Here is a 12,381-nt window from a genome sequence, read left to right as displayed (position 1 = left end):
AGAATATTTTTGTTTACTGTTTAGAATATTTTTTGTTACTATTTAATTGAATTTCCATACCCCACAATCAGGATAGAAGCGATAATAAAGACAATCCCAGCCAGCACGGTCCTGAATGTTTTCTGCGATACAGCTTTCCATTCATTCAGTACCAATCCCCAGACATTGGCGACCAGGATAATAAAGGCCATATGTAAAATCCATGAACTTGCGCCATTGCCTAATTTACTTTCTCCCATTCCGTAAAAGAAGAATTGTAAAAACCAGGTGATCCCTGCGAGTGCAGAAAAAATATAGTTTTTTAGCAACGGAGTTTCTTTATTTGTATAATCACTGAAGGTTTTATTTTTGGCGTTCAGCAGCATACACCAGATAAAATTAGTGGTTAAGCCGCCCCATAAAATCACGATGTAGGTTACATTATTTTGGAAAAGAAACTCCCCTTGTCCCGGATGCAGCGCTTTCCATAAGTTATTAGCCTCATGGGCCATATCTTTCCCTGCGTCAATACCAAAGGCGAAACAAGAACTCAGTATTCCTGAAATCACAGCGACTGTCAGGCCCAGTCCTATTTTAAATTCCGCACTTTCTTTAGTCTGTTTCTGACCAGCAAGATCTTTCTCTTTCATCATCCCGGCTTTCCCGCAAATGATAATACCTACTATACAAACTATCAGACCTACAATGACCAGTTGCCCCCATGGACTTGTTATAATTTCGGTAAAAGTATCTTTGCCTGCTTTAGGATAAAAGTCATAATAAACCGAGGGCATTAATGCACCAAATACCGAGCTCATCCCCAGGATGATAGAACTGCCTAGAGATACCCCCAGATACCGCACACCAAGGCCGAAGGTCAGCCCTCCTATTCCCCAGAGTACGCCAAAGAAATAAGTCAGTCCTATAATTGCAGCACTCGTATGTTTGATAATTTCAGCGAAATCCGGAATCGTTAGATAAGCTGCCAGAGGTGGTACAATCAGCCAGGAAAAGATCCCGCCAACGATCCAATAGCTCTCCCAGGCCCAACCCTTAACTTTTTTATAGGGGATGTAAAAGCTGCCAGAGGCGAAGCCCCCGATAAAATGGAATATAACTCCAAAGATGATCTGCATAAATTTATATATCTGGTTAGAATAATAAGCGATAATACCGCTTTAAAATCAGCTAACTGTTATTAACTGTCCTGCTCTACCTTACAATAATGTATTAAATTCGTTATTATATGGATAACAAACCAATTTTTATTGTACAAGACTAATTAACCTCCTATATAATTTACCGGATCAACCCAGACTACCCTCCATTATCAAACTGTAACTCTTTCTTCTTCTTAACGACGCCAAAACTATAGCTAAATCCTAAATAGAAGATTCTAGAATTGCTAGTGGTTTTAACATGCTGAATTAAATAAGGGCCTTGTAAATCAGCTTCTTGCCGCTGTGTCTTAAACACATCTGAAACCGTTACATAAATACTCCCCTTTTTATGCAGCACCTCTCTTTTAGCCCCCAGATTCATTACAAAAGATGGCAAAAATTTTCCCTGAGGTGTTAATCTTGCAGATTTATACGTAGAATTGAGCTGCAATGCAGTCAAAGTCCCCAAACTATAACTTGCATTTAAATTTGCACTCCAGGTAATTGTAGACTTCTTATTTCCATACCCCAGGTTAGTCGCATCAATCTTGTTATAAAAAATGTTAGGTATAAAATTGAGAACCAGCTTATCCTGTAAATTTACACCAACCACTACATCTGCACCAAATGCCTTGTCATTAGCCAGATTCTGCTGACGCGTCACTAATACAGAATCATTTAAAGCCGCTGTAATCGAAGTAAACCTGTTCATTGTATACCGGTAATAAATTCCTGGCATTAAACTGATCCCGTTTTTCTTCCAATGATAACCTGCTTCTACAGAATTGATAAGCTCTGGTAAAAGATACGGATTACCCACCCTGATATTGGTCGGGTCCGCGTACTCAGCAAAAGGATTCAATTCATCTGCTTCAGGCCTTCTTATCCTGCGGCTATAATTCAATTGCAACTCTTTATTGTCCTGTAATTTATAGCTCAGATGCAAAGTCGGATATACTTTAAAATAATGATTTGGAATAGATACCCCCGTGGTAATCAAATGAGAATTAACTGCGCTATACTCTCCCCTCAATCCTGCCATAAGTGTCATTTTCTGAAACCCCTGTGTATAAGTTCCATAAACAGCCTGTACATTTTCATTGTATATAAAATGATTAGTCTTTTGAATATCCGGAACAAAAGACTGAAGAACCGCGTTAAATGCTTCACCAGAAAAATCAAGATCATGCCGGTTAAATTGTCCATCATAGCCTGCCTCGAGCTTAATTTGTGCAGATAGCGGGTTCTCATAAGCTAAAGTCACCTGCCTGGTATCCGCAGTTTGTAAAATCAAGGTACGATCCTGCTGATCAGCTATTGCAGGTTTACTGTAAACATTCGTATACTGATTATCTTCTGTTTCGGGTGAATATGCAACGTTAACCTCTAAACGGATCTTATGATCCTCCTTTTGAAATCCATGTTCAAAATAAAATGCACCACTGGTTGACTTTTCCTGTTCAAAATTTTCCCTGATCCTGTTGTAATCCTGATCATCCGCAGCAGAACTGCTGGTCACTAATTTATGCGTTAAATCGTTCTTATGTAAATCCCGCAGGTAAAAATTACCTGATAAACCAAAATTATTCTTTGGATCAATCGTATAGTCAAACCCAAGATTGGCGATCTGCGAAAAAGGTCTTGTTTTGGCCACCAAATCATCCTGGTACGTACTGGCCAAATGCGTAACCTGATCCGTCTGCAATCGCTGATTTGTGGTTGTTCTTACCCGGTCGTCCTGTTTAACACTATAAGAACCAAATAAATTAAGCATACCTGTATTATAATTTAAAGAAGTACCCGCATTATAACGCTCCCTGTTGCCTACATTTCCAGTCACCGTACCATTCAAACCACGTTTAACATCTTTTTTTAAGACGATATTGATAATTCCCCCAGTGCCGTCAGGTTTATATTTTGCTGAAGGATTAGTGATTACTTCTATCTTTTCAATACTATTTGCAGGCAATTGCTGCAAAACTGCCGCCGCATTCTTTCCCATTAAAGGAGATACCTTTCCATTGATCAAAATAGTGACTGCCGAATTTCTCAAGCTTACATTTCCATCAATGTCTACTTGTACCAAAGGAACATTTTGAAGAACTTCACTGGCTGAACCTGATTTGGCCATAATATCCTGATCCACATTGTAAACCTTTTTATCAATTGAATTGATCAAAACTGCCCTCCTGGATTTGATATTTATTTGCTGAAGTGTACGCTTGCTATCATCAAGAATCAAATGCTGTTGAACAGCCTCACCACTTACAGAAAAAACAGGCGTTTTGCTGGTCTCATATCCAATATAACTGGCCTGAATATAATAATGCCCTTCAGGAACTGCTTTGAAAGTATATCCACCTTTAGCACTGGTCACTTCATGCCCTTTTACACTTTGATCGGATTGACTTCTCAAAACAACATTTACAAATTCCAAAGGCATTTTGGATTTAAGCGCTGTGACCGTACCAGAAACAGAGCCACTGCGCTGTGCACAAACCATCAAAGGGAGAGAAAAAAATAATAGAAAACTGAATACGTAAAGTTTCTGCATATATATAATTATAGATGCCACATAGTTACCATCGAATTCTGAATACAATTTGTAGTTCAACACCAAAATAAATAGATCCAGTTTTAAAAAGCCGAAAATCAAGTACCCCGAAAACCAGCGAAAATAACAAGGATTGTCATCGCAATATTAACTCAGCATTACCATTACGTTACTGATTTTCCATCAGTTACACAACACAGATTTCCTTCAGATTTCAAGCGCTCTCTTTGCATAAATTTTAAACACACCTTCATGAGACAACCTTACTTATTCTACAAATTATTATTATTTCTATTTGTGGGATTACTGTTTACCACCAGTTTGAACGCACAAAGCCTGGACGTAAAAGTTAAAGATTCTAAATCTGGCGAACCCCTTGCGGGTGCTACAATCAGGCTCGCCCAGGGAAAATCATTCCGATCGGTATCGACCAACTTACAAGGCAGGTTCTTATTTGAAAATGTAAGAGCAGGAGCTTATAAAATAAGTGTGGATTTTGTAGGGTACAGACCTTCAGTACCAGTTGAAGGTACACTTAACCTAAACCAGACCAAAATTGTAAACATTAATTTACAAGATGCCAGCATTGAAATGAATGAAACAAACATTGTTGGGCATGCCAGTAAAGAAACTGATCATTCTGCACGCGGACTGGAAAAAAATGCGCCTATGATACAAAATATCCTTTCCGCAAATACCATTCAGCTCTTACCGGATGTTACGGTGGCCAATGCGCTGCAAAGAGTAAGTGGTGTAACGATTCAGCGTTCTTCGAGTGGAGAAGGCAGATATGCAATTATCCGCGGGATGGATCAGCGTTACAATACTACCCTGGTCAACGGGATTAAAATCTCAAGTCCCGATAATCAATACAGATTTGTCCCGATGGATATTTTCCCGTCAGAAATGCTGGAGAGATTAGAAGTGATCAAAGCACTGACTCCTGCAATGGAAGGCGATGCCATTGGCGGAGCCATGAACCTGGTGATGAAAAGCGCACCAGATCGTTTTATACTGAGTGCCAATATCTCTGGAGGTCTCTCTACTCTGTTTTCGAATTCCAGACCTTTCTTCCATTTTAACCCTTCACCAAACCAGAACTCTCCGGCAGCAATAAATGGCAACAGCTACGCAGCAACCTATGCCGACTTTAACAATAAAGTGCTGACCAGTCAAAAAGACTTGTCCAGTCCTTTTAGTTCCACTGCAGGATTAACCATTGGAGACCGCTTTTTAAAAGGTAAACTTGGTGTAATTGTCTCAGCAAGTTATCAGAATATCTACCGTGGATCAGACTCGAAACAATTAACCCCTAATGCGCAGCCAAATCCTGACCCCTTACCTAATTCACCACAATTCTCAGATGCTTATGATAGAACTTATTCTACGCAGACTCAGCGTTTGGGCATACATAACAAGATTGATTATGTGATTGATAGAAACAATAAATTATCATTGTATAACTTATACATTCATCAAAATGAATTTGAATCCAGAACCGGTTCCGACACGCTTGGCTTAGGCTTAAACTCTACTGCTTTCAGTAAGCAGATTACCATGTCTACCCGGAATACCCTGATCAAACAGGACATTTATAATGCGACACTTCATGGCGATCACAAATTAAGCGACAAATTACGTTTCAACTGGGATGGAGCCTATTCCATAGCCAGCAGACATATGCCCGACCGGACCGAATTTAGTTATGATGCCAATCAGGCGTTGAATGCTAACCATGAAGTCATCAGTGAAGTCGATAACAATACCAAGCTTACCCATCACTGGGAAAACAACACAGACAAGGATATTGCTGGTTACGGAAATTTAATTTTTAATCAAAACATAGCCGGACGTGATGTAGAATTTTCCATTGGAGGTTTATATCGTCATAAAAACCGTAAAGCAGACTATATCACTTACAGCCTTTCTGCTGGCAAGTCTACTTTATTCAATGGTAACTTCAATGCTTTGCCATTTGCATTTAATGTGGCTACCGATGGTATTGGCAGTAACAATCAGGACTTACAGAACAATTATCAGGTCACCGAAGATGATAATGCTGAATATCTTCAATTCAGATTTAACCTGATTCCAAAACTACAGGTTTTAGGTGGCGTGAGAATTGAAAACACCAATATGTCGTATACTACTGAATCTCCATTAACTGTAACTGAGAGATCCGGGACTGTAAAATATACAGATGTATTGCCAAGTCTTCATTTAAAATATACTTTAGCCGATAACCAGAATTTACGCGCTTCTTATTTTGCATCCATCAGCAGGCCAGGGTTTGGAGAGCTGGTTCCTTATAAAATAGATGGGGAATATTACAATCAGGTGGGTAATCCGCACTTAAAACATATCACTGCTGACAACGCAGATATTAGATATGAACTCTTTCCCGGAGGTTCAGATCAGTTTTTAATAGGTTCATTTTATAAAAAGATATACAATCCTATTGAATACTTTGTAGTAAGAGATGGAGGGCCAAGTGCACAAGTTATTCAACCGCAAAACAATGCCAGTACCGCTAAAAACTTTGGGTTTGAAGCCTTAGCCACTAAATTCTTCGGAGAAATCGGTTTCTCTCTGAATTATACCTATACTCATTCCAGGATTACAACAGATAAAATACTTTACTCAGATAACAATGGCCTGCATAAAGATGTGGTCCAGGAAATCCGTCCCTTACAAGGTCAGGCGAATAACGTTGGAAATGCTTCTGTTTTGTTCAAAAGTGGCACACTGGGCTTGGATATGCAGCTTGCTTTCGTTTATACAGGTGAGCGCCTGGCACAGGTTTCCCCATACTATAACCTTGATTTCTATCAGCACGCTTACAATCAGCTTGATTTTTCATTTGAGAAAACGCTGGTTAAAAAGTTATCCTTTTATGGAAAGATCAATAACATCACGAATGCAGCAAGTAAACTATATCTGAAATTCCCACACGGGAGCCTTGACCCTAAACAGCAGGAATTCTTAGCAAAGCAAGATACAGACGGTCAGACCATGGTACAAAGCGATTATTATAAAACAATGTTCCTGGGCGGGTTCAGGTATAAATTCTAAAAAGATGATTTCAAAAAACAGGAAAATGAAAAGAATATTAAATATAATACTGCTATTCAGCATGGCTATATCATTTGCAGGCTGTCAGAAATGGAAACAAGAACACACTGATATCTATTCTTATGCGCCACCAGCTGCCGACCACCCGGTCAGTGACAAAGAACCTTTATCCTGTAATGGTGGCAGTACTGTTGTACCCGTGAAAGGAACCATGCTGACTGGAAAAACTTATACCGTTTCTGATGGCTGCGACCTGGTGATCAATGCCGGGGACACTTTATTCCTGCAACCTGGAGTAAAATTAAACATGGGGATCGGGAGTAGTTTGATTGCGCTTGGTACGCTGGTTAGTAATGGTTCCAAAGATCAGCCAAATTTTATTACCATTCCAGATATTACTAAAAACGATCAGCCGGGAGGCTTGTTACCAGCAAATGATCCCGCATATGCTGGAAAATGGAAAGGTATTATTGGCGGGCCAACTTGTAACCTGATGGTATTACGCTGGACACATGTAGAATATGCAGGGTTGACTGAGGGTAAGGCTACTTCAACCATAGCAGGATCTGGTTTAGGCAATCAATTCAGTATCCTGTTTGCCAACTATAATGGAAACTTCATCATGGAAGACTCCTGGTTATACGGCGGTGTTGATGACCCGGTACGGATTTCGGCAGGCAAGGTTGCCATCTTCCGCAATACTTTTGAAAAGAATGGCATTAGCGGTGGTGATTGTATCAATATGAAAGGTGGTACAGTAGGTACATTGGCCTATAACCTATTTTTAGGCACTGCAACCAACGGTCAGAAAGCGTCGAATAAAGGGCAGGCAACTGGGGCCCCGCAAACCAATATTGTGATGTACAACAACACTTTTGTGAGTGGTGGTTACCGCCAGGTTCAAAGTGGCCGGGGGGGAGCAATCAACTTCGAGGAAGGTGCAATGGGTATGTATTACAACAACGTAGCTGTCAATTGCAAATATGGATACAGAGTAGTTGGCAATCCGGCGGCAGATATTCCGCACTTGTCTTATGGTAGTAATTATCAATGGGCAGATTCTATTGCTGTGGCTAATCAATTTTATCCTGTAGGTTATAGTACTAAACCACAGCCAACAGATATTCCGGCAATTACAACTTCTGCGAATTACCTGCCTGCAAATTATACTCCGGGCGCTATTTATAACGGCAGCGATGTGGTACAAAAAAACAATCCGATGTTCCTGAATTTCCCTCTACCTACCAGCGGACATCCGCTTGCACAATACAGCGCAGCCGGAACTTACAACTTCAGAATTCAGGCGGGTTCGCCACTCATTGGAAAAGGAAATACGACCATCAAACCTTTAATTGTAGTCCCGGTAAACAGTATTTATGGTATAGCAGAAGTCACAAAGCCGGGAACAGATCTTGGATGTTATCAGCTTAGTGGCTTAGGAAATCAACATTAAAAACATAAATTATAAATGAAAAAGACAATTAACTTTGCTATTATCCTTTCAGGCCTTGTGCTTTCGGTATATGCTGCCAGTGCCCAATCCAATGATTTAAAGATTGTATTTATACGTCATGGCGAAAAACCAGTTAAAGGTGATAACCTGAATTGCCAGGGACTGAACAGAGCAATGAAATTACCAGCAGTACTTTTTGCGAAATTTGGAATACCGGCTTTTACTTATATTCCTGCTATAGGATTAGGAGAATCCACCAAGCATTCCAGAATGTTTCAAACCATCATGCCAATGGCCGCGAAATATAACCTGACGATTAATAGCAGCCATCAGGAACGCGACTCATTAGCCATTGCAGCCGACCTTAAAAGCAGGACTGGTACCGTATTAATTTTATGGGAACATAAAGGCATTGCCCCTATTGTAAAGAGTTTAGGAATTAAAGATGATAACTTGAAATGGCCGGACAACGATTATGACAGCATCTGGATTGTCATTTTTAAAGACGGAATAGCCAGATTAACAAAAGATAGAGAAGCTATCAATCCAGCCGAAGGCTGTGAATTTTAAATAATTCAATTAGCGTCAGTAACCCCTGACGCTAATTTATAATAGATTCATCAAATAATTATACGTCATTGCTTTCATCAACTGAATTTCCTCAGCTAGTACTGGTTTATCTGCATCTTTTCCCAAATCATCCCACTTCCGTATTTTAACATACAACGGCAACAACGGATCTTTCTCAAATTCAGCGGCCTCTTCAGCAGTCATTTTTCCACCCTGAAATTCGAGCGTGATCTTACTCACTTCAGAAAGTTCATCATAATAAGCCGGCTCCGCATAAACCAGGTATTTCTTCGCAGCGACATGACTGGACACTAAATCGGCCATCCTTTGCGGAAAACCCAGATCCAGTAAAAACCGGCCACCCAAATCATCATGTTTCTGTGTTCCGTAAATATCCATCTTTTCATCACCTTCCAGAAAATGGCCGATATCATGTAAAAAAGCGGCGAGTACCACTTCATCAGCTTCACCAGCTTGTTGTGCGAGTTGCGCACATTGCATCATATGCATGGTCATACTTACGCTTTCACCGTATTCCTCCCCACCAAGGGCCTTATATAGGCTGAATATTTGCTCTATTATATATTGTACTTGCTGTTGTTCCATATTAGCCAGCCTATTTGACTGATAAGCGCGCTAAAATTCAGCATCTCATATGAATAGAAATTAAACATTATGTTATCAATAAGCTGTATACAAAGCCAGGATAAGAAAACAGCTACATAATTTGTATCCATATAGATTATATAATTTCATTACAAGAAGGAGAAATACACTTTTCTTCTTTCTAGAAAAAGGAAAATATAGCTTGCAGTAGCCAGCTATATTTGTTTTATTATTTTTCAATGGCTCATGAAAACTTAGCCGCCCATATTAAGCTTCTGTTAAATCATTCCCCAACCCTAAAAATTCTTAATACGGCTCTTATCTTTGCACCGAAGTACAAGTGCTACTCTCAAAAGCAGGGGGCTGAATAATGGCAGCACCAGAAGGTTCGATTCCTTCCTCTGCATCTGATCTAAAATTTTGACGCTCCTAAAAACTCAAAACGCAGCCTTATGAAAATAAGGCTGCGTTTGTTTTCGTCAGGCTGATCCTGAATTATTTAATTATAAAGCTATTGCTGATCGTCTATAAGCTATTTACGACTGCTCTTCTTCACTGTTTTCTTTTCCTTTAACCGGAATGCGGAACCAAAATTCAGAACCTTCATGCTCTACACTATTAACCCCGATTTCACCACCATGCCTATGGATGATTTCCGAACAAATATAAAGTCCTAGTCCTAAACCGGAAAACATGGCCGAGGCAGCATCAACCCTGAAAAAGCGGTCAAATACATTTTCAATATTTTCCTGCGGAATACCAATTCCAAAATCTTTGACCGTAAACATTAAATCATCCCCTATCAATTCTGTATATACGATGGCAGTTCTTCGTTTAGGAGAATACTTAATCGCATTGGACAAGAAATTGTTTACGACCTGTTCTATTCTATGCTGATCGCCATAAACCTGTATATCATCAATATGGTTTATGATAATCTCGTAATCTTCAGTATGCCTTATATCATCAATACATTCTTCTAAAGCAGTTTTAATATTAAAATGCGCATAATTAAACTGCATTTTTCCTGCCTGTATTTTAGTCACATCCAGCAGATCATTGACCAATGAAGTTAAATTACCAATCTGCTTTTCTGCCTTCCCAAGCAAAGTCAGCATTTGATTGCTTTGCTGAGACTTCTCCGCAAACCTCAGCGCAAGCTGTAAAAATCCTTTGATACTGGTAATCGGAGTTTTCAATTCATGACTCGCAATACTCATGAATTCATCCTTTTTGTGCATCAAGTTTTTTGTAGTCTGTTGTGCTTTAAGTAAATCTGTTACATCAAAACCAAAGAACGCAATACCATCAACTAAACCGTTCGCCGTATAAACAGGAATAAAAGTAAAGTCAAACCAGTGTTCAGCCACCCCATAACCAGAGTGTTTATATTTGATATTAAAAGACTTGGCAATATGAGTCTCCCCTGTTCTTAGCACCTGCTGCTCAATTTCAGCTATTGGCGAGCCTACATATTTAGGGTGGGCAATTGCCGAAGCTTGCCCGATAAAATCTTCAGCCCCTACAAACTCGTTAAACTTATTGTTTGTAAATTCATAGACCAGGTCTTTACCTCTGCGGATAGTAATTAATGCCGGGGCATTTTTGAAAATTCTATAAAATTCTTCCTGCTGATCTTTAACCTGCCGCTGAAGCTTTGCCCTTTTCTGTTCGGCAACCTTCTGTTCGGTGATGTCAATAATATAGGTAACTGTTTCCGCATCCTTGCCTAATAAGGCAGATCCGATCATCACAAAAATCCGGCTTCCATCTTTACAGATGTATTCTTTTTCATATGGCGGACAAACTCCATCGGTTCTCAATCTTGACATCGCGTCCTGCGTAATCTGGTGATATTCAACAGGAGTAATTGTAGTCCAGTCCAGCCCGTTGACCAAATCCTCCTTAAAGTAACCAATCATCCGCAGAAATACATCATTTGCATCTGCGATCAGGCCAGTATCAATATTGAAGAACATCATTCCGATCATATTCGAATGGAACACTTTTTCAAATTTCTCTTCACTTGAAGTCAGTTTTGCCTCGGTTTCAATTAACCTGGTTATATCAACCATTGACCCGACCATACGGTAAGGGGTATCAAAATCATCGTGCATAATTGATCCGCGATCCAGGATCACAGCATAACTTCCATCCACTTTTCTTACCCGGTATTGAGCAGACCACTGCTTTTTATTCGTATTAATGGCCTCATAAACACTATCCTGCACAGCTTTTCTATCTTCAGGATGTATTTTCTCAAACCAGAATCCGATATTACCATTCTCTGCCGTAGATTCATACCCAAACATGGAATTAAAATTATCACTCCTCCACATGGTATTCTGAACAAGGCTCCAATCCCAGATTGTATCATTTGTTGCTCTGGAAACCTGGTTAAACCGCTCCTCACTTTCAGAAAGCTCCCTGGTACGTTCGGCAACTTTAATTTCCAGTTCTGTATTCAGGCTTTTTAAACTTTCCCTGGAAATAATCAGTTCATTGTAATTCTTCTTTAACCTGTCTTCCGCAGCTTTCTGCTCCGTTATATCTGATAAAGTAGCCACAAAACCATCCGACATTTTTACAGCGACAATCTTGAACCACCTGCCTGTAGCATCCTGAAATTCTGTTTCTATATTTTTACCCTTTTCTACCAGGTTTACATATTTAGTAAATAAACTTCCCTGAATTAATTCCGGAAGCTGCTTCACTAACATTGCATTTTCCAGTTCAACCTTATCCTTGCGAAGCAGCTTTAAAGCCGAATCATTAAATGATGTGCATTTAAAATCAATGATAATCCCCTCTTTATTACGGATGGTTGTAAAAGCAAGGATACCGTTTAAACTTGCATTAAAAACACCAGAAATGATATTATTCAATTCCGTAATCATTACCGTCCGGTAAAAAAGCAGCCAACTTAATGGCTGCCTAATAAAATCGTAATTTCGCTTTGCAAAACTAAAAATACGATGAGTAAAAGT

7 protein-coding genes are annotated in these 12,381 nt (G+C 39.6%); 3 read left to right on the top strand and 4 right to left on the bottom strand.

The features are described 5' to 3' along the window. Window positions 1–38 precede the first annotated feature (38 nt). Window positions 39–1,115: an L-rhamnose/proton symporter RhaT gene (rhaT, locus tag LY11_RS24920; RefSeq protein ID WP_111636310.1), complete on the bottom strand. Its 1,077-nt coding sequence runs from the start codon at window positions 1,113–1,115 to the stop codon at window positions 39–41. Between the two features lie 181 nt (window positions 1,116–1,296). Beyond that, complete coding sequence (locus tag LY11_RS24915) at window positions 1,297–3,693, bottom strand: TonB-dependent receptor domain-containing protein (protein WP_111636309.1); 2,397 nt, start codon at window positions 3,691–3,693, stop codon at window positions 1,297–1,299. A 252-nt stretch (window positions 3,694–3,945) separates the two neighbouring features. Between LY11_RS24915 and LY11_RS24910 the strand changes: the two genes are divergently transcribed. The 3 genes from LY11_RS24910 to LY11_RS24900 are packed head-to-tail and all read left to right on the top strand — an operon-like array spanning window position 3,946 to window position 8,788. After that, window positions 3,946–6,765: a TonB-dependent receptor gene (locus tag LY11_RS24910; protein ID WP_111636308.1), complete on the top strand. Its 2,820-nt coding sequence runs from the start codon at window positions 3,946–3,948 to the stop codon at window positions 6,763–6,765. Window positions 6,766–6,790: 25 nt separating this feature from the next. Next, window positions 6,791–8,218, top strand: a complete 1,428-nt coding sequence (locus LY11_RS24905) for a hypothetical protein (protein WP_146610916.1) — start codon at window positions 6,791–6,793, stop codon at window positions 8,216–8,218. 15 nt (window positions 8,219–8,233) lie between these two features. Then, complete coding sequence (locus LY11_RS24900; RefSeq protein WP_111636306.1) at window positions 8,234–8,788, top strand: histidine phosphatase family protein; 555 nt, start codon at window positions 8,234–8,236, stop codon at window positions 8,786–8,788. 36 nt (window positions 8,789–8,824) lie between these two features. On the opposite strand, the gene LY11_RS24895 is transcribed toward LY11_RS24900, so the two are convergent. Both LY11_RS24895 and LY11_RS24890 read right to left on the bottom strand, forming a co-directional pair. After that, entirely contained in the window at window positions 8,825–9,394 is a 570-nt protein-coding gene (locus LY11_RS24895; RefSeq protein WP_111636305.1) for an HD domain-containing protein, read from the bottom strand. Window positions 9,395–9,930: 536 nt separating this feature from the next. Then, on the bottom strand, window positions 9,931–12,291 hold the full coding sequence (locus tag LY11_RS24890; protein WP_245952887.1) for a PAS domain S-box protein: 2,361 nt from the start codon (window positions 12,289–12,291) through the stop codon (window positions 9,931–9,933). Between the last annotated feature and the right edge of the window lie 90 nt (window positions 12,292–12,381).

It is taken from the genome of Pedobacter cryoconitis, from assembly GCF_003259615.1.
Taxonomy (GTDB): Bacteria; Bacteroidota; Bacteroidia; order Sphingobacteriales; family Sphingobacteriaceae; genus Pedobacter; species Pedobacter cryoconitis.
Note: the sequence above shows the minus strand (reverse complement) of the source record. Positions and strands in the feature narration are given on the sequence as shown.

Coding starts and splice junctions, on each gene's coding strand:
- rhaT (WP_111636310.1), bottom strand. CDS start 1,115: ATGCAGATCATCTTTGGAGTTATATTCCATTTTATCGGGGGCTTCGCC.
- LY11_RS24915 (WP_111636309.1), bottom strand. CDS start 3,693: ATGCAGAAACTTTACGTATTCAGTTTTCTATTATTTTTTTCTCTCCCT.
- LY11_RS24910 (WP_111636308.1), top strand. CDS start 3,946: ATGAGACAACCTTACTTATTCTACAAATTATTATTATTTCTATTTGTG.
- LY11_RS24905 (WP_146610916.1), top strand. CDS start 6,791: ATGAAAAGAATATTAAATATAATACTGCTATTCAGCATGGCTATATCA.
- LY11_RS24900 (WP_111636306.1), top strand. CDS start 8,234: ATGAAAAAGACAATTAACTTTGCTATTATCCTTTCAGGCCTTGTGCTT.
- LY11_RS24895 (WP_111636305.1), bottom strand. CDS start 9,394: ATGGAACAACAGCAAGTACAATATATAATAGAGCAAATATTCAGCCTA.
- LY11_RS24890 (WP_245952887.1), bottom strand. CDS start 12,291: ATGATTACGGAATTGAATAATATCATTTCTGGTGTTTTTAATGCAAGT.